Origin of the sequence: Enterobacter cloacae subsp. cloacae ATCC 13047 (assembly GCF_000025565.1) — a bacterium.
In the GTDB taxonomy this organism is placed as follows: domain Bacteria; phylum Pseudomonadota; class Gammaproteobacteria; order Enterobacterales; family Enterobacteriaceae; genus Enterobacter; species Enterobacter cloacae.
Genome location: NC_014121.1, coordinates 3,350,170 through 3,372,682, shown reverse-complemented (window position 1 = coordinate 3,372,682; position 22,513 = coordinate 3,350,170). Strand labels below are relative to the sequence as shown.

The following is a 22,513-nucleotide window of genomic DNA, read 5'->3' as shown; positions in this document are numbered from 1 at the left end:
CTGATTGTGTGTGTCAGTACTCGGTGGTCTGTGCTAATGATTTAAAAACCTGGCTGTTATCCGTGCTGGTGGTGCTACGCCAGTGGATCACGCCGGGGGTAGTAGCCAGCTCAAACGGCTCGTCATCGTGCGCGCGATTGAGAATTCGCGCGGCGCGCCAGGCCATCAGGCTGAGCTGGGGTTCGGCAATACCGAGACGGTGCATCCCGGCATTCACGGCAAACAGGCGGTTGCTCTGCGGGCCGTCCCATTCAAGGGTGAAATCGTTGTTGATGTGAAAAGCTTCGTCGGCATCCAGGTGCAGACGATGGGAGAGTGGCGCCAGAAACGCAGGCTGCGCGGCGCGGTAGCCCGTGGCAAAGATCACCACGTCGCTCTCCAGCTGTTCACGGCCACCGTCGAGGTGATGCTGTAGCGTCAGGCGTTGCCCGTTTTGCAGCCGCGTGAGTGCGGTTACCGAGCGGGACGGCATCAGGTGCGCCCAGGGTTTTTCACGCAGCACTTCAAAGCGGTGATACATGGCGCGGTAAATTGCCAGCAGGGACTCGGTGGTGATACCGTCAGAGGTCATCTTCTGCTCGTGCAGCATCTGCCGACGGGCCTCTTCACCAAGTGTGGAGAAGCTGTCCACGTACTCCGGCGTGAAATACTCGTTGGCAAATGCGGCCTCATCCAGGGCGTTGTAGTTGTTGCGGCGCGACACCCAGTTCAGGCTCAGCGGCTGACCCCACTCCCCGCGGAAGATATTCAAAAACAGATCGGCACCGCTCTGGCCGCCGCCAACGACGGTCACCCGTTTGCCCGCCAAATCTGGCGTGCGCAGCATCATCTCGCTGGCGTGGAAGCAGCTGTCATCCTGCGCGGTCACACAGTCGGGGAGGTTGATCTGTTTACCAATCCCCACGCAGACGTGGCGCGCCAGGAAGCGATCGCGCTGGGTTACTACCTCAAACAGGCCCTTTTCCTCATCAAAACTCACCTGCTGCACCTGCTGGCTGAAGGCGAGGTTGGTGAGGTTATCCGCCGCCCAGCTCAGGTAATCAGCAAACTCCTCGCGGGAGACGGTGCGCTGCTCGGTGGTCAGAAAACGGTAGAACTTTTTACGCTGTACCAGGTAGTTCAGAAAGCTATGGCGGTTGGTCGGCTCCACGGCGCTGACCAGATCCTTCAGGAAGCTGGTTTGCATGTGGCAGTCCGGCACCATCATCCCCGGGTGCCAGGAGAAATGCGGCTTACGTTCAAGAAACAGTGAACTGAATCCGTCCAGCCCCTCTGCAAGGGCAGCGATGCTGAGGTTAAACGGGCCAATACCAATGCCGATGAAATCATACGTTTTCATTGCGCTGACTCCTGGGAGACCAGAAAAAGGGGGTTATCGAGATCGCAGACGTAGTTCGGCAGCATGCGGCTGCCACCGTCGTGTTCGGAGAAGGTGAGTTTGACCGGGTTGAGGATCACGCGAATGATCTGCGGCTTAAACAGGTCGAATTTCGCGAAACGTTCTGCAAGTTCCGGATGCGCGGCCATATAACGGCGTAAAACCTGCGCCAGGATCTGGTAGAAGCGGGTTTCGCTGACGCCGCTTTGCTGCGTGAGACGCGAGATAAAACGCAGCACCGTCACGAAGTTGCCGGTTTGCAGATCATGGATGATGTACTCCGCGCTCAGGCGCGCCGTGACGGCTTTCACCTGTTGCGGCAGGCTTTCCGCCTGCGGGAAATCTTCATCAACCAGCCGCATATCACCCTGGAAATCCTTCAGCAGGATGCGCTGCGGCACGTAGTCTTTCATCACCAGCGTCACGTTCTGGCCGTGGGCGATGAGCGCCACGCCGTAGCGGCAGAGCAGGTGATAGAACGGGATCACCGTGGCATCGAACAGTTTTTCCAGCCAGGCTTCGGCAGTTAATCCGGAATGGGCAATCCACGCGTCAATCAGCGGGCGTCCGGCGTTGTCGGTCTCCATCAGCGCCGCCATCAGCACCGCCTGCTCGCCGTCCTGCAGATAGCAGGACGGGTTTTCGCGCCAGATCACGCCCAGCATCTCCTGATAGCGATAGGGCGCTTTCGGTAGTGCGGCGTAACCGGTATGCGCCAGATATCCGGCGGCGGGTTCGCCAAGCACCTGCGCGCCAGAGCGGGTGAGAGTGGCGTCGCTGGCAAACTGCTGCTGTAACCAACGCGAAGCCAGCGGACCGGCGGCAATGTACTTGCCCGGAATGCCGCGATAGCAGGAGGTGTTGTAGATGGTCAGCGGCAGCTTGATGTCATACGGCGCGCGGCGGCTGGCGTTGGTCAGCGTGCGCAGGGACTGTTGGGCCAGATACTCATCGCCAAATTCCCCCAGCTCTACCATCTCACCGCGCGCGAGCTGGGCCAGGAAATGGACGGCAATTTTTTGCTGCCACTGCCACGGGTGCAGCGGCACCGGCAGCCAGCTGTCGTCAAGCTTCAGCGCCTGCCAATGGGCGTCAAAGCGCGCGCGCTCGGCACTGTCCATGGTGCTGGCCAGCAGGGTGTTGATATCGCAATCGACATCGCTGCTCCAGACCAGATGCTCGCGCTGCACGGCAACCCAGTGCAGGCGAAAACGGCCACGGTATTCCGGCGCGTACTGGCGCAGCGCCTCCAGCCCCCAGCCGCGGCGTCCTTTGTTAAAAATGAACTTGGGATGGCCGCTCATCAGACACTGGAGTTCGTCCGGGTCGAGATGAATAAGCGCGTCGGCATCCAGCGTCTCTCGCGCCTGCAGCAGCTGCATGTCGCCCCGCAGCGTGGCGTAAAGATCTTCCAGATGCTCTGCCGTTTGTGCGTCGCTCATCTCCAGCACCGTCGCCAGCTGCAGAAACGCGCTTTCCGCTTCCACGGCGGCTCCGCTGGCGGTGGTCAGACTGGCGGGATCGATATGTAACCAGCCCCAGATGCCGCGCGTGGCGCGAAACTGCCATGTTTCGCTGCCCATGGTGATTTGCCAGCGGTCAGCGGCCAGCGGCTCGGCGCTCAGGGTACGTTCGTATTCCAGCTCGGCGAGGATCTTCGCCACCATCTCGCGGTTCACTTTTTGCCAGAGTGCGTTCACAGTCCCACCTCGCTGAAGAAGCGGTGACGCTCGCTCATGATGAGGCGCGAACGTTTATGCGGGAAGTCGAACTCTTTGACGGTGTCGAAACCCGCGGAAGCCAGATGGCGGAACAGGCGCTGATTGTCGAAACGTGGCTCAGCGACAATGCGCGTCGTGCGCGGTTCATCCAGCCACAGATAGTGGCTCAGACCGCGCAGCCAGCTACGGATATACTGCGCGCCGCGCCAGTTCTCTTCGCCGACCAGCATATGCAGCCCACGGTCAAACGGCTGCCAGCGATAGTGGCGTCCGATACGGTCTTCTGCGGCCCAGTAGAGTTCAAAATAGCCGAACGGCTGATCGTCAAAGCAGCCGATAACCGGATAGCAGTACGTCGAGTCGAGCTGACGGCGCAGGTAGTTTTCCTGCTCTTCCTGAGGACCGGCCATCTCCCAGAACGCATTAACGCGCGGGTTGTTCATCCACTGGGTAAAACGCTCGCCGTCCAGCACCACGTCGGCCACGCGGAAGCTCAGGGTGCGTTTAATTTGTGCATCGTAACGGCGATAGACTTCCCCTTGCGGACGGTGAGGGCGCTGCGGGAAGTAAAGCTGACGGCTCTCATCGAATTGCATGCCACCGCTGGCCTGCGGACGCTCCCCCTGCAGCCACAGCGGCAGCTGCCAGAAGGTCTCACGGGCCAGATAATCGCCGCTGGCAAGCGCGAATAACGCCTGCGCCTGCGGTTCATCCTGCCAGGCTGCCCACGGCAGCGTGATGCCGGTCAGTGCCGGTGCGGCGACAAACAGCTGATCCAGCGCCTCGACCAGCCAGCCGTCCGGGATATCGCGCAGGCGCTCCAGCACCGCGCTGCCGTCGAGGCCTAAGGTCAGCGGCAGGGACGTGTCCGTTGCGGTGCAACGAAAGCCGTAGCCGGAATGGACGATATTCGCGTTAGCCATCACGCCTTCTCCTTGTAAAACGGGTTGCTAAAGTCGAAATAGATCACTGCCGGATCGGCAATCGTGTTTTCGTTGCGATCGTGCAGGTAGCAGAAAAAGTTGCCTTTACAGTTCCAGGTCGGGCTGTCGAGCACGTAGTCGAGGCAGCGGGTCTGCTTCGCGGTCTGGCGCAGGCTGGCCAGCGCGTCACGCACCCGTGACATCAGGCTCTCTTCGCTGTCGAAACCTGCGGCAGCGAGGGCGGCGGTGACGGCGAGTGTGGAGTTCAGCAGCAGGTAATACGGGAAGTAGCGCAGCAGCTGGCTCTCGCCGAAGCGGTTTTCCACCTCGCTTTCACCTGCCTCTTTCAGCCACGCGTCGGCCCCTTCGGTCCAGGCGCTGCCCTGGCAGTCACGGTAGATAAGCCCGACCGGGAAGTCCTGCTGCATCTCAACGAGAATGTTTTGCTGATGTGCCAGCAGGACCAGACCGTAATCGGCTTCGGCGCTGAACAGCGGAAGGAGAACGCGGTCGCAATAGGCGTCCAGCCAGCAACGCGCGGCCTGGGCAAGGGGGAGATCCAGACGCTGGCTCAGACGGCGGACCGCAGCCGCCAGCAGGCTGTCACCGCCGTCCGGCGCGGCCTGCGTCAGGCTCACCAGCACGTTGGTTTGCGTATCCGGCGTATCAAACAGCAGGTTCACGCGCAGCGCCATCAGGCTCTCTTCCTGAATGACGCCGCTTTCGTCACGCAGACCCGCCCAGCCGTCTTCCTGCATCACGCGCATGGTGGGGTAGCGCGCCTGGAGCTCCTGCCAGCGCGCCGTTTTCGCCAGACGCGCCAGACGCATCCCGCGCTTAACCTCTTTCACCGACAGCGTGCGCACCGAGTTGGTCAGGCGCACGCTCAGGGAAAACTTAATCATGTCGCTGTTGGTTTCGCAGTACAGCGAGCGGGAGGAGCTGGTGGGCAGCCACTGCGCGCCCGCTTCGCCCAGATCCTGCAAGGCTCCCTTCGCCACCAGTCGCTGGCACCAGTCCTGACCGAGCAGATACTCCGCCTGCCACGGGTGCATCGGCAGCAGCCAGCGGGTGTCGGTGAAATGACCGAGCAGTTCAGGGGCGCTCTGGGCTGCGAAGCGCAGCAGACGTTCGCGCAGGGAGACGTTCAGGCTCTCGCCAGCGATCAGTTCACTCTCAACGGCAAACCAGCGCAGCGGAAAGCGGGAGGCGAAATCGGGCAAATAGCGGCGGGCTTCGGTTTCGTTAAACGGCTCGTGTGACTTCGGGGCCGGATGGAATGCGTGGCCGACCAGCAGCGCCTGTTCCGCCTCGGCGAACGTCAGCGGCGTGTCGCGCAGGTTTGCCCAGCGGTGACGCAAGTCGATCGCCTGCCAGGTATGGGCATGGCTTTCAAGGGCGCGCTGCTTAAAACGCGCCAGCGTATCGGCATCCAGTGAGCCTTTTACAGCGGGTTTTTCAAGAATTAAATCAACCAGTTGAGGAAAGGTGACGGCGTCACTACGGTCGCTGTCGGTCTGGATGAGCGTTGCCGGGAAGCGATACTGATGATGCTGGGTTGGGGAGAAATAGTGTACTGAAACCCGGATGGCCTGGGTTTGCGAGAGCGGGATATGGATCTGCGATAGCTCATCCGCAGCGGTAGCGGGGAGATAGCGCCAGTCCTTCGTTTCGCGCAACAGGGCGTTTAAAAAACACTGGGCCGCAACGTCTGTACCGGCAGAGCGGGGCAGAGTACGCATAGATGTACCTCATTCCATGACTGATAATAATTCTCGTTATGATATTCATTCTGTTTACAGTCGCAACTATTTTTGCAATATTTGTTTTCATAAACTTCATGATTTCCACACATTTATTGACACTATGTTCACAATTCTATGCGCTCACTTTCCGACACTCTGACCGACAATCTCACCCCGAAAGCGAACTGGCCCCTGGCGTTGTGTGCCGGTTTACTGGGGATTGGGCAAAATGGTTTGCTGGTCATGCTGCCGCAGCTGGTCACGATGACCGGGCTATCGCTCTCCGTTTGGGCGGGGCTGTTGATGTTCGGTTCGATGCTCTTTTTACCGGCTTCGCCTGGTGGGACGCAAGAGCGAGCGGCACGGCTGCAAAAGCGTGATGCTGGCCTCGCTGAGTGGCTATCTGGCAAGTTTCTTCGTCATGGCGCTGGTGGTCTGGGCAATGGCGAACGGGATGCTTAATGCCGCCTGGGGGCTGGCAGGGCTTATCCTCTCGCGCACCCTGTACGGCCTGACGGTCTCTGGTCTGGTGCCGGCGGCCCAGACATGGGCCATTCAGCGTGCGGGTCTGGAGAAAAGAATGGCCGCGCTGGCGACGATAAGCTCGGGCCTCAGCTGCGGGCGTTTGCTGGGGCCGCCGCTGGCAGCGCTGATGCTCAGTGTTAACCCAGTGGCACCGCTGTGGCTGATGGCTATGGCTCCGTTTATCGCCCTGCTGATGGTGCTGCGTGAAGTGGCCGATCCGCCTTTACCGCCAGTGGCGCAACAGGCGACGCGGCTGCAGGCATCAATGCTGCCTTATCTTATGCTGGCGCTGTTGCTTGCCGCACTGGTGAGCCTGATGCAGCTGGGTCTGTCACCCCATCTCCGTCCGTTGCTGGACGGCAATGCGGCGCAAATCAGCCATCACGTCGCGCTGCTGCTGAGCCTGGCCGCGCTGGCAACGCTCGCTGCCCAGTTTCTGGTGGTGCGTCCGCAGCACTTTCGCCCGATGACGTTACTTTGCCTGGCAGCGGTGTTGATGGTGGTCGGGCTTGGGGTGATGTGTCTCGCGGATGTGGCGCTGTTCTATGTGGGGATCGTCATTACCTCGCTGGGAGCGGCGATGGCAACGCCCGGCTATCAGCTGCTGCTGAACGACAGGTTAACGACAGGCAAAGGGGCGGGGGTGATCGCCACCAGCCATACGCTGGGCTACGGCGTCAGCGCATTGCTGGTGCCGCTGGTGACGCGCACATTCGGTGAAACATTTTTAATCGTGGCCGCCTGGGCAATGGCGCTGCTGTTTTTAGCCTTGAGCTTAGGGGTACGGTCGGTTGAGCGTACCCCAGAAACAGGGGCCTAATGGACGTGACGGGAAGCGGTGCTGCCGGAACCCTCACTCTGGCGCAGACGCTGCAGGGGATCCTGCTGATAAAAATGACAAAAACGTTGCCACAGGGCCGGGAAACGCGGGGCGAACAGCTCCGGGGCGCTAAAGAAATACTCTGACAGCACCGCAAAACACTCGGCCGGATCGGTTGCCGCATAGGCATCAATGCTGGCCGCGCTTTCCCCGACAAGGTCAATCTCATCCTGGATATTTTCCATCGCCGCATGCAGGTCGTGCTCCCAACCGGCGACTTCACGCAGCGGGATCAGCGGAACACCGCTGGCGCGATCGCCGTTGCGGGTATCAAGCTTATGCGCTACTTCGTGGACAATCAGGTTAAACCCGGACGCGTCGAACGAGTCCTGAATATCCAGCCAGTTGAGGATGATGGGGCCTTGCTGCCAGCTTTGCCCGGACTGCACCACGCGCTGGTTATGCACCAGGCCAATATCATCTTCCCACTCGTCATCAACGATAAATGGCGCGGGGTAGATCAGCACTTCGTGGAAACCATCCAGCCACTCGATACCCAGTTCGAGCACTGGCAGGCAGAAAAGCAGGGCGATACGCGCGCTTTTAAGTGCATCCAGCTCAAACCCCTGCAGCGGAACCAGCCGCTTTTGCTGCAAAAAGCGATCCGCCAGTTGAATGAGCTTTGACTGTTCATCCGGCTGGAGGTTGGCCAGCACGGGGATCGCCAGCGCGTCATCCCACGGCAGCGCCACATGTTGACCAGCGTCATTTGATTTCCAGGGCCACTTAATCATCGCTGTGCTCGCAAACTCGTCACGTGTACAAAATTGAAAGGTCAGGTTCAGTTAACATGCCAAAGAACCCGGCATGAAGGCAACTATAAAACGTAGAGATGTGGGAATGGCAGGAGAGGCCAGCCCTCTGCCATTATTCAAACACTTATCCCGTTTCCTTTCAGTGACAAAAATCCCATTGAGACGATCCCCAGCGGAAAACATGGCACAACGGGTGATACAGAGCGTTTATCGACGTTTGATTTCCCCGAGCGCGTCGATCAGTTGCGCCTTCTCCAGCGCTGAGATCTGCTTATCGTTCAGCAACCCGGAGAGCTGGCGGTCCTGCTCTTCACCAAATCCGCCACCGGTCATGATTTGCCGGCTAATCAGGTTCAGGATGGTGTTATCCAGTTGAAGAATTTGTGCTCTTACTTCTGCCAGCGGGCGGGGCTGCCACGCTTTTTCAGGCTGCAACGCCAGCGATCGAGATAGCGGTACTGGATGTTTTTACTGACGGCCATTTGTGTCTGGACAAACGCATCAATACTCTGCGGATCCAGCATGACGTCACGGGCAGCGTCCTGTGCTTTCAGCAGAACATTTTTTTCTCTCGGGAGATCCTCAACGGGAAGATGGTTCGCCGCCTTATAACCCGCCACATCCTTCATCACCTCGAATCGTGTATTTAATGCCTCAGCCAGCTCAGGAAGGGTTGCCGAATTCACGGAAGCAGCCAGCGATGAACCACACATTAAAATTGACGAAACCACAACTGCGAAATAGCGCACGGTTATTCTCCCGCAAAGATGAATTGAGCATCTATTATCGCAGCCTGTTTATTACAGGCAATCGTTTATAACGTTAATAAACGGTCATATTTGTAAGCATTTCAGGGGATGGATAGAAAATAAAAAAATCCTGATGAATAAAGTCATCGATAGCGCAAATGTCTTTAATCTTATTGCCAAATTTCGCATTTCCAATTGCTATGCCTGGAATATGCTACCGAGCGACATCTTATTCCCCATTTCAGAAATAACATGAAAAATAACCACCCTATGTTCGGAAGAAAATGATGAAAATTTATAAAAATGAGTCAGGCAAATCACCGATGGCAACGTATGGGATACGCTTAACCCCGGTTGCGATAACTCACCGTCACCTGATTACTCAGCACATGCAGCGGCGCGTCGAAACGCCCCCCCGCCACGGAATAATACTCAAAACGAAACGGCCCGGCGGCTGGTATCCCGGCAGGCAGGGGCAGCTCCCCGGCAAAGCCGGGCAGCCTCAGGCAGCGGGTGGTGCTGCACAGGCGAATGCGAAACCCGGCGGGGGTCAGGCCGTCTGTCTGAATCTTCCAGTACACGCGCGAGGCCACTGCGCCAGCGGGCAGGGGTGAGGGGCTTTGCACCGGTTTGCTTTTCAGTACCATTTGCCCCCGGGTCAGCGTGCCGCCAAAGCTCTCTCCGCTCCAGGAACCGTCCGCCGCGACAGCCAGCGGCGACACCAGAAGCAGCGCAAGCACTGCTCTCATCATCCTTTCCCCCCAATCAGATACGTCATCCGCACGTTGCGCTGGGTATTGATCTCCTGGCTGGAGAGCACCGCCAGCTGCGGGAAGATGCGGCGCAGGTAGCGCGACAGCATCAGACGCAGAGCCGGGTTAACCAGCAGCACCGGCGGTGCGCCTAAACCTTCCTGATGCTGCAGTGCCTTTTCGGTCTGCTTCATCAGGTTTTCAGCTATGCCCGGCTCAATTGCGCTGCCGCTCTGGGTCGCCTGGATCAACAACTGCTCCAGGGAGAGATCCAGCCCAATCAGCTGAATGTCCTCCTCGCCCGGGAACCACTGCTGGGTTATCGCCCGGGAAAGGCGCGCCCGCACGCGGGTGGTCAGCTCATCAGCATCGCTCTGGGCGGTGGCAAACTCCGCCAGCGTATCGATGATGGTGCGCATATCACGGATCGGCACACGCTCGGCCAGCAGATTCTGCAGCACCTTGTGCAGCGTGGTCAGGCTGATGACCGCCGGGATCAAATCTTCCACCAGTTTCGGTGAATGTTTGGTGATCTGATCGAGCAGCTGCTGCGCCTCCTGACGACCAAACAGTTCCTCGGTATGGGTGGTGATCAGATGGTTAAGGTGCGTTGCCACCACTGAACTCGGATCCACCACCGTGTAGCCCAGCGTCTGCGCCAGTTCGCGGTGGACTTCGTCAATCCACAGCGCAGGCAGACCAAAGGTGGGCTCGGTACACGGCGTGCCGGGGACTTCCCCCTCGGCGCAGCCGGGGTTGATCGCCATCCAGCGATCCGGCTGCACTTCCCCGGAACCAATGGTGACCCCTTTAAGCAGGATGCGATAGTGCGTTGGCGCCAGATCCAGGTTGTCACGGATATGCACGGCAGGCGGCAGGAAGCCCATCTGCTGGGCAAATTTCTTGCGAATGCCGCGCACGCGGGTCAGCAACTGACCCTGCTGTTCGTGATCCACCATCGGGATCAGGCGATAGCCCACTTCCAGACCCAGAGTATCTTCCATCTGAACATCAGACCAGGAGGCCTCGTTCACCTGCGCCACCTCCGCATCTGCCGCATCGGCATCCGCCTGTACGCCGCCGGTTTTTTTCGCTTCACCTTCGCGGCCTCGCAGCCACCAGGCGACACCCAGCAGCGTGGCGGTAAACAGCAGGAAGACGAAGTTAGGCATGCCGGGGATCAGGCCCAGCAGACCAATCACGCCCGCCGCCAGCACAATTACGCGCGGAGAGGTAAACAGCTGGCCCACCATCTGCTCGCCCACATCCTGGTCGTTGGCAACGCGGGTCACCACCACGCCAGCTGCGGTAGAGATCACCAGACCCGGGATCTGCGCCACCAGACCATCACCGATGGTCAGCAGGGTATAGGTCTCACCGGCTACGCCCACGGACATGTCGTGCTGCATCACGCCGATCACCAGGCCACCGATAATGTTGATCGCCATAATCAGCAGCCCGGCGATGGCATCGCCACGCACAAACTTACTCGCACCGTCCATTGAACCGTAGAAGTCGGCCTCCTGCGTCACCTCTTTACGGCGGCGTTTTGCCTCTTCTTCGCCGATCAGTCCGGCATTGAGATCGGCGTCAATCGCCATCTGCTTACCCGGCATCCCGTCGAGTGAAAAGCGCGCGCCCACTTCTGCAATACGTCCGGCACCCTTGGTGATCACCATAAAGTTAATAATGATCAGAATGATGAACACGATGATACCAATGGCGAAATTACCGCCCACCAGGAAGTGACCGAAGGCCTCCACCACCTGCCCCGCGGCTTCCGAACCGGTATGGCCGTTCATCAGGATCACGCGCGTTGAGGCGACGTTAAGCGCCAGACGCAGCAGGGTGGAGAACAGCAGCACCGTCGGGAACGCCGAGAACTCCAGCGTGTTCTGGGTAAACATGGCGACCAGCAGGATCATGATCGACAGCACGATGTTGAAGGTAAACAGCAGATCCAGCACAAAGGTCGGCAGCGGCAGGATCATCATCGCGAGGATGGTCATGATCAGTACCGGCCCGGCCAGCACCTGCCACTGGGTTTCCTTCATGTTGGGTAATCGTAATTTGGTGGCGATATTGGCCATCACTCTCTACTCTCTTGTGCAAAATCCATCCCCGCCGGAACGGGAAGATCTTTAGGTGTCAGCGGACGTAAGCCATAGCCCTTACGCCAGCGCTTAAGGCCATAAACCCAGGCCAGCACTTCCGCCACCGCGCTGTACAGCTCGGCGGGAACCGGTGTGCCGGGGTCACAGTGGCGATACAGGGCGCGCGCCAGCGGCGGCGCCTCAAGCATGGGGACCCGGTTCTCTTCGGCCAGTTCGCGGATGCGCAGGGCGATAAGCCCGCTGCCGCTGGCAACCACCATCGGCGCGCCCATGGCGCCTTCCTGGTACTTCAGGGCGACCGAATAGTGGGTCGGGTTATTCACCACCACGTCAGCGGTGGGGACGTCGCTCATCATTCGCTGCTGCGCCATCTGACGCTGCAACTGGCGAACCTTACTTTTAATCAGCGGGTCGCCTTCCTGATTTTTGAATTCGTCTTTGATTTCTTTCAGGCTCATGCGCAGCTTTTTGAAGTTGCTCCAGAGCTGGTAAACCACGTCGAACGCCACCATCGGGATCAGCGATAAAATAATGACCAGCATGCAGCCCATCAGCAGGGCGCTGATATCACCCAGCGCCATGCGCAGCGGTTCATACATCAGGCTGATAAACTTCCCTTTGTTGAACCACAAAAACAGCCCGCCGCCGATGCCCGCAAGCGTCACCTTCAGAATGCTTTTCACCATCTCCGACACCATCTGCGCGGAAAACAGGCGTTTGATGCCGCTGATCGGATTGAGCTTTTTGACGTTAAATTTGAGGGCCTTGGCGCTCATATTCAGGCCGCCAATCAGCGACGGCGTGGCGACGGCGGTCAGAAACAGGCCACCGACGAACGGCAGCAGCGCCAGAAACGCCATCCCAAGAAGCGATCCGGCGTGATGCAGCATCTGCTGCGGATCGCTGACTAACAGCCGGTCAAACGTTAAGCCGTTATGCAGCAGATGCAGCAGCTGTTTTGCCAGCCAGCCGCCCGCCACCAGCAGCAACCCCCAGCCTGCCAGCAGCATCAGGAGGCTCGTCAGCTCGCGCGATCGGGGAACCTGTCCCTCTTCTCGCGCTTTTTGCTTTCGGTGGGGTGTGGGGTCTTCTGTTTTTTCGCTGTCGTTTTGTTCTGACATGACGTTTGCCCGGCGGGATTAGAAGCCGAGTGACTCCAGCAGGTCGTCCACCTGTTCCTGAGAGGCCACAATGCCTTCGGCGCGGGTATCGATCTGCGGACCGTTCTTCAGATGTGCGTCACCGGTGGCGGCGCTGGCGTCGCGCTCGCTCATGTTTTCCACCAGCACGCTGATAAGCTCTTTCTCAACGGTCTCAATCACATGCATCAGGCTTTGCAGCACCTGTCCGGTGAGATCCTGGAAGTCCTGCGCCATCATGATTTCGGTCAGCTGGCGGTTGGTCTGCTGGGTTTTCTCCGGCACGTCGTGCAGGAAGGCGCGGGTGGCTTTGACCAGCTCGCGGGCATCCTCCAGCGGCTGTGGATGTTCAAACCAGGCGTCCCATCGCGCGCTCAGCGCAGTGGCGTTATCGCTCAGCCCTTCCTGCAGAGGGCGCGCCACTTCCACGCTGGTCAGCGCGCGATCGGCGGCCTGCGAGGTCTTGCCGACCACATAGTTCAGGCGGTCGCGGGTGTTCGGAAAAGCGTCGGCGACTTCCATAATCGCCTGCTCCAGACCGAGGTTGGCCATGCTGTCGCGCAGCAGACGGGTCAGTTGCCCGATGCGAACGAAAATCTCAGTGGCGTTATCCGCCTGCATATTTAACGGGGAGTTCATAAGCGTTACCCGAGTTTTTCAAAGATTTTGCCAAGCTTTTCTTCCAGCGTGGCGGCGGTAAACGGCTTAACGATGTAACCATTGGCCCCCGCCTGCGCGGCAGCGATGATGTTCTCTTTCTTTGCCTCAGCGGTCACCATTAGCACCGGCAACTTTGCCATGGTGGCATCGCTGCGGATGGTTTTCAGCAGCTCCAGACCGTCGATGTTTGGCATGTTCCAGTCGCTGACGACGAAATCAAAACCTCCGGCACGCAGCTTGTTGAGCGCGTCCTGACCGTCTTCGGCCTCGTCAATGTGCTTGTAGCCCAGATCCTGCAGCAGGTTGCGTACGATGCGTCGCATGGTGGCGAAGTCGTCCACCACCAGAAAACGCAAATTTTTATCCGACATGGGATTTATCTCCTGAACGTGAGTCGGTTTTGGATGAATTATGTTTATGGAAACTGTCCAGTAAGCACTGGCTGATATCGTCGAGGTCGACGACCTTCTTCGCCGCACCCAGCGCAATCGCCTCGCGCGGCATGCCAAACACCACGCAGGTGGCTTCGCTCTGCGCGAGGGTAAACGCTCCGGTCTGGCGCAGATGCAGCAGGCCACGCGCGCCGTCCGCGCCCATGCCGGTCAGCAGGGCGGCGCTGGCATGCTTGCTGGCCTGACGCGCCACGGAGTCAAACAGCACATCCACTGACGGACGATGACGATTCACCGGTGGGGCATCGCTGAGCCGGACCCGGTAGCCGTTGTCCTGACAGATAACCTCCATATGACGATCGCCCGGCGCAATCAGGGCGGTTCCTGGTCGCACCGGTTCGCCATCCTGCGCTTCACGCACGGCAATCTGGCACAGCGAGTCAAGCCGTTGGGCGAAGGAGTAGGTGAAACCGGCGGGCATGTGCTGGGCAATCACAATCCCCGGCGTGCTGACCGGCAGCGGCATCAGCACCCGACGCAATGCCTCCGTGCCGCCGGTAGAGGAGCCGATAGCGATGAGGCTCTGCTGGCGCACGGGGATCCCGGCGAGCACCGGTCTGGCGTCGGGGGTATGCTGCGCCAGCTTCGCGCGGGCGGCGACGCGGATCTTCTCCACCACCAGCTGGCTCCAGCTGTCGATATTCTCTGCGCCGCGATGCTCGGGCTTGGGCAGAAAATCGACCGCACCGTGCTCCAGCGCAGTCATGGTGGCTTTCGAGCCGCGGGTGGTCAGGGAGGAGATCATCACGACGGGCATCGGGCGCAGGCGCATCAGGCGGGAGAGAAACTCCAGCCCGTCCATGCGCGGCATGTCGATATCCAGCGTCAGCACGTCCGGGTTGAGCTGTTTAATCAGCTCGCGCGCAATAAACGCATCCGGCGCCGTGCCGACCATTTCCATATCAGGCTGCTGATTGACGACCGCGCTGAGCATGTTACGCATCAGGGCGGAATCATCGACCGCCAGCACACGAATCGACTTCACCGTGTGGCCTCCGTCAGTTCATATACCGACTGCCCACGCAGGCGCAGCGGAATATGTGCATGGTTAAAATGTTCCGAATGGCCGACAAACAGCAGGCCGCCCGGCTTGAGCAGACGCGCAAAGCGCTGCAACAGGCGCTGTTGCGTCGGCGCATCGAAATAAATCATCACGTTGCGGCAGAAAATGGCGTCGAACGGCCCGGGAACGGACCACTTTTCATCGAGTAAATTCAGCTGCTGGTAGTGAATGGCGGACAGCAACTCCTGTCGGGCTTTCACCCATTCGCTGTTGTCACCCGCCCCGCGCAGAAAATAGTGACGCTTTTGCGCCAGCGTCAGCGCGTCCAGATCGTTCAGGCGGTAGATGCCCGCTTCCGCTTTTGCCAGCACCTCGGTGTCGATATCCGACGCCCAGATCCGCGGTCCGGCCACCGACGCGCCCAGCTGTTCATTCAGCGTCATGGCGATAGAGCAGGGCTCTTCCCCCGTGGACGCCGCGGTACACCAGACGCGGTAGCCCGATGCGCGCTGGCGCGCATGTTCCGCGAGGATCGGGAAGTGATACGCCTCGCGGAAAAAGGAGGTCAGGTTGGTGGTCAGCGCGTTGATAAAGTTCTGCCATTCCGGATGCTCTGAGTGTGACTCAAGCAGGGCGATATAATCGCTGAACGTGGCAAGCCCCAGCGTGCGCACGCGACGGGAAAGACGATTAAAAATCATCTCTCGCTTTTGCGCGTTAACGACAATTCCGGCGCGCTTATAGATTAATTTCCCGACACGCTGCAATTCGCTGTCAGTCAGAGAAAGCGTATTCAGGGATAAGCGTGCAGAAGTGCTGATAATTTCACTCATAGAATTGGGGCAGACCTTAAACCGGTGTATTCATTATTTCCTGATACGCGCTAATCATCTTATTTCGTGCCTGCATGCCAAAGCTGAATGAAATAGACGATTTCTGCATCGCCAGCATCACGTCATTCAGGGCAATATCGCCACTGCCGGACATCCACTGCTGTGTTTTGCTCTTCGCTTCAACCTGGGTTTTATTTATTTCGTTAATGCTGTTAAATAAAACGTCAGAAAAGGAGGGGGCGTCGCCGCGTGAGGTCTGCAGCCGGTGAGACGGACCGCTGACCTGCTGCGCCTGGCTCTGAATTTGATCGAGTACGCCACGCATTAATGTCGCTGACATTCTTTTTATTCCTGGTAATTAAGATAAAAACGGCGGTTTGTTGCATATCTTTTAAACGTCGACAGCTTAACACGCGTTTAAAAACCTCAGAAAATCCAATAAGCCGACAGAACTTTGAGCTTATTTATCCTTAAAAAAAACGCCTTTCAGACGATAATGCCCGCCTGAAAAATTCTTATATTTTTGAAATCGTCGACATCACTCTCGCGAATTTCGTGAGCTGACGCGCATCGTTGATGCGTGCTATTTCATACAGGAATACGGCATGAGTGCCACACTAAATGAGTTAACCAACAATCCGGCAGAGCGAATCAAATCGATGCTGTCCTCACTTCGCGGCAGCCCGAAGCTTTTGCTGGTGATTTGCGGCGCTGCGGCGCTTTCCGTCATCATCGCGTTAATGTTCTGGGCAAAGGAGCCGGATTACCGGGTGCTGTTCAGTAATATCAGTGATGAAGAAGGCGGCGCCATCGTGGCGCAGCTGTCGCAGCTCAATGTCCCTTACCGCATCGACACGCCAGGGGGCGTGATCATGGTGCCGGCCTCACAGGTGCATGAGGTGCGCATGAAGCTGGCCCAGCAGGGGCTGCCGAAGGGCGGCGGCGTGGGTTTTGAACTGCTCGATCAGGAGAAGTTTGGCGTCAGCCAGTTCACCGAGCAGGTAAACTATCAGCGAGCCCTGGAAGGCGAGCTGGCGCGTACCATTGAAAATCTTGGGCCGATCCAGAGCGCATGCGTACATCTGGCCACGCCAAAACCGTCGATGTTTGTCCGCGAACAGAAAAAACCGACCGCATCCGTCACCGTTAACCTGTTGCAGGGCCGTACCCTTGACGACAGCCAGGTAGTGGCGATCACCCATCTTATTTCCAGCGCAGTGACTGGCCTTGCAGCCGGGAGCGTGACCATTGTCGATCAGCGCGGCAACCTGCTGACCCAGAGCGGCCTGCGCGGTTTGCAGACGGCGCACCTGAAATACACCAGTGAAATTGAAACCGACTATCAGCAGCGCATTCAGCGCATTCTGGCCCCGCTGGTGGGGGATGAAAACATCCGCGCCCAGGTGACCGCGCAGATCGATTTCACCGAGCAGGAACAAACTCAGGAGCAGTATCAGCCGAACAGCGACCCTGAAAAAAATGGCGATCCGCAGCCGTCAGGCCAGCCTCTCTGAGCAGGGGAATAGCCGTGGCGCGAGTGGCGTGCCGGGGGCGTTGAGCAATACGCCACCGGCACCGGCCACCGCACCACTGACCCAGCCCCTCAATACCCCGGCGGATGACAAAAAAGAGAAAACCACCAGTAACAGCGCGAACCGTGAGCCTGCACAGCCGTACAACAACCGCAGTGACGAGACCACCAACTTTGAGGTCGATCGCACTCTGATCCATACCAAATCGAATGCCGGACGCATTCAACGTTTATCCGTGGCGGTGGTGATTAACCATCTGCCGCAGGGGGAAGAGGGCAAGCCGGGACCGATTAGCGAGGCCGAACTGACCCGTATTAACGCGCTGGTGAAAGAGGCGATTGGCTTTAACGCCAGCCGTGGCGACAGCGTCAATATCCTCAACTCCGCCTTTAACGGCGTGGTGGAAGAGCCGGTGCCGCCGTTCTGGGAACAGGATCGTTTCTACGCGCTGTTGATGGCTATCGCCCGCTATCTGGTCATCGCCATTATCGCCTGGGTCATGTGGCGCAAGCTGGTACAGCCTGCCTGGATCCGTCACCAGGAGACCACCCTGCGCCGTCTGGAGATGGAAAAAGAGGCGCGGGAGGAAGAGATTGCCGCGAAAAAACGTGCAGCGGAGAAAATCAACCGCGACCGTGCCCAGCAGCGCGTGGATACGGAACTCAATGGTCAACAGCTGCGTGAGCTGGCAGAGCAGGAGCCGCGCGTTATCGCCCTGGTGATCCGCCAGTGGATGAGTAAGGAGCCGAAATAATGAATGCCTCAGAAAAAAGCGCCATCGTCATGCTGACGCTGGGAGATGTCCTGGCGGCGGAGGTGTTCAAGCACCTCAACGCCCACGAGGTGAAGCAGATCAGTGCCTCAATGGTCAACATGGCGGGCTTTACTCACGACCAGATGGCCATGGTGCTGGAGGAGTTTAAAAAAGACTCCAGCGAATATGCGGCGCTCAGCCTCAACACCAACGATTATCTGCGCAGCGTGCTGGTCAAGGCGCTGGGCGAAGAGCGTGCCTCCTCGCTGCTGGAGGATCTGCTGGATACCCACCAGGGCACCAACGGCATCGAAACGCTCAACTTTATGGATCCGCAGGCGGTGTTCGACCTTATCCGCGAAGAGCACCCGCAGATCATCGCCACCATTCTGGTCCACCTCAAACGTAACCAGGCGGCGGACGTGCTGGGCAAATTCGACGAGCGCGAACGTAACGACATCATGCTGCGTATCGCCACCTTCGGCGGCGTACAGCCGGCCGCGCTGCAGGAGCTGACGGAAGTCCTGAATAACCTGCTGCACGGTCAGAACCTCAAGCGCAGCAAGATGGGCGGTGTCCGTCCGGCAGCGGAGATCCTTAACCTGATGAAATCTCACCAGGAAGAGGCGGCCATTGAGGCGGTACGTGAGTTCGACGGCGAGCTGGCGCAAAAAATTATCGACGAGATGTTCCTGTTCGAAAACCTGGTGGAGGTGGAAGACCGCAGCATCCAGCGCCTGCTGCAGGAGATCGAGAGCGAAACGCTGATCATCGCACTGAAAGGGGCCGACGAGCCGCTGCGCATGAAGTTCTTCCGCAATATGTCGCGCCGTCAGGCCGAGCTGATGACCGACGATCTGGCCTCCCGTGGCCCGGTGCGTCTGTCCCAGGTGGAAGCCGAACAGAAGACCATCCTCAACGTGGTGCGTCGTCTGGCCGAGGCTGGCGAAATCCTGATTGGAGGCAGCGACGATGCCTACGTTTGATGAACATAACGCCACCGGGTGGCGCGCCTGGCAGCCTGAAAACCTGCTGGGAGAGCCGCAGGATACCCCGCTGCCGACGATGGATAACACCCAGTCTGAGGCGCAGCTGAAAGCCGAACTGGCGCGTCTGCGCAAGCAGGCGGAACAGCAGGGGTTTACCCAGGGGCTGCAGCAGGGCCAGGAAGAGGGGCGCAAACAGGGCTATGAGGCCGGGTTGAAAGAGGGCCGCGACGCCGGGTATGCCCAGGGCGTGGAGCAGGCACGCGTGGAGCAGCAGGCGCTGCTGCGCGAGGCAGAAACCTGGGTCAGCAACTTTAAGCTGGCGCTGGAAAACCTCGAAGGGCTGATCCCCGCGCGTCTGGTGCAGCTGTCGCTGACGGCGGTGCAGCAACTCTACGGTACGTCTCGTGTGGCGGATAACCATGCTCTGGTCACGCAGATCCGCAGCCTGATGCAGCAGGACGCGCTGCTGCACGGCACCATTCAACTCTATGTCAGCCCGGAGGCGTTTGCTTCGGTGCATGAGGCGCTGGGTGAAACGCTTGCCGCGATGGGCTGGGAGCTGCACCGCGACGCCAGCCTGGCCGCCGGGGGATGCCGGGTGGTCTCCCCGGATGTGGAAGTGGACGCCAGTATGGAAACCCGCTGGCAGGCGCTGTGTCAGTTGGCGCGCGAGGAGCTCTCGCAATGAGCCAGCAGCTAAAAAAGTGGCTCTGCGCCCTTGACCGGGTGGAGGAAAAACTCACCCAGGTGCCCGATTTTCGCCAGTACGGCAAACTGACGCGCGCCACCGGGCTGGTAATGGAGGCCGTGGGGCTCAAGCTGCCTATTGGTGCGCTGTGCATCGTTGAGCGTCAGACGGAGCAGGGCATTATCCCGGTTGAGAGCGAAGTGGTGGGCTTTAACGGCCAGACGCTGTTTCTGATGCCGCTGGAGCATGTCGACGGCATCCTGCCCGGGGCGCGCATTTATGCCCTGCAAAGCGACAGCCACGCCGGTAAACAATTGCCCGTGGGGCCGCATCTGCTGGGCCGCGTGCTGGATGCGCAGGGTCGACCGCTGGATGGCCGCCCCGCGCCGGGGAAACCGGCGGCGGGGCTGTTTACCCCAACGCTCAATCCCCTGCACCGCGATCCGATCAAAAACGTGCTCGACGTTGGTGTGCGCGCCATCAATGGCCTGCTGACGGTGGGCCGTGGTCAGCGTATGGGCCTGTTCGCCGGTTCCGGCGTCGGCAAAAGCGTGCTGCTCGGCATGATGGCCCGCTTTACCACTGCGGACGTCATCGTGGTGGGGCTGATTGGCGAGCGTGGCCGCGAGGTAAAAGATTTTATCGAGAATATCCTTGGCGAGCAGGGGCTGGCGCGTGCGGTAGTGGTTGCCGCCCCGGCTGATGTTTCGCCGATTTTGCGTATGCAGGGCGCCGTTTACGCCACGCGCATTGCGGAAGATTTCCGTGAGCGCGGCCTCAATGTGCTGCTGATCATGGACTCCCTGACCCGCTACGCCATGGCGCAGCGTGAAGTGGCTCTGGCGATTGGTGAACCGCCCGCGACCAAAGGCTATCCGCCGTCTGTCTTTGCCCGTCTGCCTGCGCTGGTCGAACGAACCGGTAACGGCGTGAAAGGGGGCGGCTCAATCACCGCGTTTTATACGGTGCTGACGGAGGGGGATGACCAGCAGGATCCGATTGCCGACTCCGCGCGCGCAATCCTCGACGGCCACATCGTGCTGTCGCGTCGTCTTGCCGAGGCGGGGCACTATCCGGCGATTGATATTGAAGCCTCGATCAGCCGTGCCATGACCGAGCTTATCCCCCATGCCCAGTACCGCAAGGTGCAACGCTTTAAACAGTTGCTATCCGCGTATCAGCGCAACCGCGACCTGGTGAGCGTGGGGGCGTACGTCAAAGGGAGCGATGCGATGCTGGATCAGGCTATCGACAAATATCCCTCGCTGGAGGCGTTCCTCCACCAGGCGATCCACGAGCGCAGCGGCTATGACGACGCCATTCGCGCCCTGTCCGGGCTTTTCCCGGATATTAAAGACTAAGCCGGAGGTGTGATGAAAGCACATAACCCCATGGTTCTGCTGCGCGACAAGGCGCAGGAGACGCTAACGCAGACTACCCGCGCGCTGGGCGGTGCGCAGCAGCAGCTCCAGCAGGCGATGACCCAGCACGAACAGCTTCAGCACTACGAGCAGGAGTACCAGCAGTCCCTGCGTCAGGGGATGATGGGCGGCGGTATGTCGGTGGCGGATCTGGTGAATCACCAGTCGTTTATTTTGTCGCTGAAGCAGGTGGTAAAGCAGCAGGCTGGCCACGTGAACGCCTGCGAAAAGGCGGTAGACGAGGTGAAAAAGAACTGGGTGCAAAACAAGCAGCGCCTGAACGCGTTTGAAACGCTGATTGAACGCCGGGCGACGGCGCAGGCGTTAGTTCAGAGCCGACATGAACAAAAGCTGATGGATGAATTTGCTCAGCGTGCCGGACAAAAGAGAGAAAGGCTATGAACATAGATATTGCCGCCCTGTTACTGGGTGGGGGAGCACAGGGCAAACCGAAGGGCGGTTTACTGGCTGACGACGGCTTCAGCCTGGCGCTGGATGACAAGCTGGCTGAACTGGTGCAGCTTTTCCCGGGACTCGACCCGCAGGCGCTGGCAGCCATGCCGGAAGCCGCGCTGGCGGGGTTGTCCGCAGATTTACTGCCGCAACAGCTTGCCGACGACGCGCCGGTAACGGATGCCGACGGTATGCTGCTCGCCGCGCCGCCGGGGCTGGCAGAGGTCCTGAACGGGGTTTCGCTCACCAACGGTGAGGGTGAAGAGAGCCCGCAGTGGCAGCTGCAACAGCTGGTGACCCGCAGCGTCACGGGGACAGAAACGGTCAACCCTGCGAAGGGCGTAGCGAACGGGAAGGCTCCTGAGCCTGAGGGCAAAACCGTTTCTCCGCTCATGACCGCCGCCGATAAAACCCCGGCGGCCAATGCCACGCCGCTGACGGCGCAGTCTGCACCGCTCACCAGTGAGACGATGGTCACGCCAGAGATGCCTGCGGCCACATCGGCGAATGCCGTGGCGCTGCCTGCCGCCGTACGCACCAGCGTCGCGCACGCCCCGCAGCAGGTGGTCACCGTTAACCATCCGCCAGAAACGCCGGAGTGGAAGCAGTCGGTCAGCCAGCATATCGCCATCTTTAGCCGTAACGGGCTGCACAGCGCGGAGATCCGCCTGCACCCGGAAGAGCTGGGATCGCTGCAGATTTCCCTGCGCGTGCAGCAGGATCAGGCGCAGATCCATATCGTCAGCGAGCATGCCCACATTCGTCACGCCATGGAGCAGGCCATGCCGCAGCTGCGTGCCGCGATGGCGGAATCGGGTATTCAGCTTGGCCAGGCCAACGTGAGCGCGGAAGGACAGCAGTTTGCCGCCGGTGAGCAGGGCCAAAACGCATCGGGTGACGAGCACGGTGCCCAGGAAGGGGAAGAGCAATCGGTTGAAGAGGAGATCGTGCCTACTTTATTAACCACTACTCCCGGAAATATATACGGAATAAATACCTTTGCCTGAAGTGGCGAATTAGCTTCAGGAATGAAATTTTATCACCTGA

Annotated in this window: 20 protein-coding genes and 2 pseudogenes; 7 read left to right on the top strand and 15 right to left on the bottom strand. The window is 59.3% G+C overall.

Features of this window, described 5'->3' with window-relative positions; genetic code table 11:
• Positions 1 to 13: 13 nt before the first annotated feature.
• Genes ECL_RS16385 through ECL_RS16370 form a run of 4 tightly spaced genes read right to left on the bottom strand, consistent with a single transcriptional unit; the run spans position 14 to position 5,764 of the window.
• Positions 14 to 1,339: a lysine N(6)-hydroxylase/L-ornithine N(5)-oxygenase family protein gene (locus tag ECL_RS16385; protein ID WP_013097825.1), complete on the bottom strand. Its 1,326-nt coding sequence runs from the start codon at positions 1,337 to 1,339 to the stop codon at positions 14 to 16.
• The gene (gene iucC, locus ECL_RS16380; RefSeq protein ID WP_013097824.1) at positions 1,336 to 3,078 is read right to left on the bottom strand and encodes an IucA/IucC family protein; all 1,743 of its coding nucleotides are present in this window, start codon (positions 3,076 to 3,078) and stop codon (positions 1,336 to 1,338) included. Before iucC ends, ECL_RS16385 begins: the two co-directional genes overlap by 4 nt.
• Positions 3,075 to 4,022 carry a GNAT family N-acetyltransferase gene (locus tag ECL_RS16375; protein WP_013097823.1) on the bottom strand — a complete coding sequence of 316 codons (948 nt, stop codon included), beginning with the start codon at positions 4,020 to 4,022 and terminating at the stop codon, positions 3,075 to 3,077. Before ECL_RS16375 ends, iucC begins: the two co-directional genes overlap by 4 nt.
• On the bottom strand, positions 4,022 to 5,764 hold the full coding sequence (locus ECL_RS16370) for an IucA/IucC family protein (RefSeq protein WP_013097822.1): 1,743 nt from the start codon (positions 5,762 to 5,764) through the stop codon (positions 4,022 to 4,024). Before ECL_RS16370 ends, ECL_RS16375 begins: the two co-directional genes overlap by 1 nt.
• A gap of 138 nt (positions 5,765 to 5,902) precedes the next feature.
• On the opposite strand from ECL_RS16370, the pseudogene ECL_RS16365 reads away from it, so the two are divergent.
• Positions 5,903 to 7,112, top strand: a pseudogene (locus ECL_RS16365) (MFS transporter).
• Here the strand turns inward: ECL_RS16365 and mtfA are convergent.
• From mtfA to fliE, 11 genes are all read right to left on the bottom strand, one after another.
• Entirely contained in the window at positions 7,109 to 7,906 is a 798-nt protein-coding gene (mtfA, locus tag ECL_RS16360; RefSeq protein WP_029881844.1) for a DgsA anti-repressor MtfA, read from the bottom strand. The pseudogene ECL_RS16365 and the gene mtfA sit on opposite strands and share 4 nt — an antisense overlap.
• A 228-nt stretch (positions 7,907 to 8,134) precedes the next feature.
• Positions 8,135 to 8,260: a hypothetical protein gene (locus ECL_RS27855; protein WP_261289262.1), complete on the bottom strand. Its 126-nt coding sequence runs from the start codon at positions 8,258 to 8,260 to the stop codon at positions 8,135 to 8,137.
• A gap of 56 nt (positions 8,261 to 8,316) precedes the next feature.
• Positions 8,317 to 8,676 (bottom strand): gamma subclass chorismate mutase AroQ, encoded by a 360-nt coding sequence (aroQ, locus tag ECL_RS16355; RefSeq protein WP_013097818.1) that lies wholly within the window; start codon positions 8,674 to 8,676, stop codon positions 8,317 to 8,319.
• Positions 8,677 to 9,020: 344 nt separating this feature from the next.
• Positions 9,021 to 9,428, bottom strand: coding sequence for a flagellar protein FlhE (locus ECL_RS16350; RefSeq protein WP_044158142.1), 408 nt, complete (start codon positions 9,426 to 9,428; stop codon positions 9,021 to 9,023).
• Positions 9,425 to 11,518 (bottom strand): flagellar biosynthesis protein FlhA, encoded by a 2,094-nt coding sequence (gene flhA, locus ECL_RS16345; RefSeq protein WP_013097816.1) that lies wholly within the window; start codon positions 11,516 to 11,518, stop codon positions 9,425 to 9,427. The genes ECL_RS16350 and flhA overlap by 4 nt, the downstream gene beginning before the upstream one ends.
• Positions 11,518 to 12,663, bottom strand: a complete 1,146-nt coding sequence (flhB, locus tag ECL_RS16340) for a flagellar biosynthesis protein FlhB (protein ID WP_013097815.1) — start codon at positions 12,661 to 12,663, stop codon at positions 11,518 to 11,520. Before flhB ends, flhA begins: the two co-directional genes overlap by 1 nt.
• Positions 12,664 to 12,681: 18 nt before the next feature.
• Complete coding sequence (cheZ, locus tag ECL_RS16335; RefSeq protein WP_013097814.1) at positions 12,682 to 13,320, bottom strand: protein phosphatase CheZ; 639 nt, start codon at positions 13,318 to 13,320, stop codon at positions 12,682 to 12,684.
• 5 nt (positions 13,321 to 13,325) lie between these two features.
• On the bottom strand, positions 13,326 to 13,712 hold the full coding sequence (gene cheY / locus ECL_RS16330; RefSeq protein WP_013097813.1) for a chemotaxis response regulator CheY: 387 nt from the start codon (positions 13,710 to 13,712) through the stop codon (positions 13,326 to 13,328).
• On the bottom strand, positions 13,702 to 14,778 hold the full coding sequence (locus tag ECL_RS16325) for a protein-glutamate methylesterase/protein-glutamine glutaminase (RefSeq protein ID WP_013097812.1): 1,077 nt from the start codon (positions 14,776 to 14,778) through the stop codon (positions 13,702 to 13,704). Before ECL_RS16325 ends, cheY begins: the two co-directional genes overlap by 11 nt.
• Positions 14,775 to 15,629 (bottom strand): CheR family methyltransferase, encoded by an 855-nt coding sequence (locus ECL_RS16320; RefSeq protein ID WP_013097811.1) that lies wholly within the window; start codon positions 15,627 to 15,629, stop codon positions 14,775 to 14,777. Before ECL_RS16320 ends, ECL_RS16325 begins: the two co-directional genes overlap by 4 nt.
• A 16-nt stretch (positions 15,630 to 15,645) precedes the next feature.
• Positions 15,646 to 15,969, bottom strand: coding sequence for a flagellar hook-basal body complex protein FliE (fliE, locus tag ECL_RS16315; RefSeq protein ID WP_013097810.1), 324 nt, complete (start codon positions 15,967 to 15,969; stop codon positions 15,646 to 15,648).
• 265 nt (positions 15,970 to 16,234) lie between these two features.
• Between fliE and fliF the strand changes: the two are divergent.
• From fliF to ECL_RS16285, 6 genes and pseudogenes are all read left to right on the top strand, one after another.
• Positions 16,235 to 17,915: pseudogene (fliF, locus tag ECL_RS16310) on the top strand (flagellar basal-body MS-ring/collar protein FliF).
• Positions 17,915 to 18,901 (top strand): flagellar motor switch protein FliG, encoded by a 987-nt coding sequence (fliG, locus tag ECL_RS16305; protein WP_013097807.1) that lies wholly within the window; start codon positions 17,915 to 17,917, stop codon positions 18,899 to 18,901. The pseudogene fliF and the gene fliG overlap by 1 nt, the downstream one beginning before the upstream one ends.
• On the top strand, positions 18,888 to 19,592 hold the full coding sequence (locus ECL_RS16300) for a flagellar assembly protein FliH (RefSeq protein WP_013097806.1): 705 nt from the start codon (positions 18,888 to 18,890) through the stop codon (positions 19,590 to 19,592). Before fliG ends, ECL_RS16300 begins: the two co-directional genes overlap by 14 nt.
• Positions 19,589 to 20,953 carry a flagellar protein export ATPase FliI gene (gene fliI / locus ECL_RS16295; RefSeq protein WP_013097805.1) on the top strand — a complete coding sequence of 455 codons (1,365 nt, stop codon included), beginning with the start codon at positions 19,589 to 19,591 and terminating at the stop codon, positions 20,951 to 20,953. Before ECL_RS16300 ends, fliI begins: the two co-directional genes overlap by 4 nt.
• A gap of 12 nt (positions 20,954 to 20,965) precedes the next feature.
• A complete protein-coding gene (fliJ, locus tag ECL_RS16290) occupies positions 20,966 to 21,415 on the top strand; it encodes a flagellar export protein FliJ (protein ID WP_013097804.1) in 450 nt (149 codons plus the stop codon).
• Entirely contained in the window at positions 21,412 to 22,473 is a 1,062-nt protein-coding gene (locus ECL_RS16285) for a flagellar hook-length control protein FliK (protein ID WP_013097803.1), read from the top strand. The genes fliJ and ECL_RS16285 overlap by 4 nt, the downstream gene beginning before the upstream one ends.
• Positions 22,474 to 22,513: the final 40 nt, after the last annotated feature.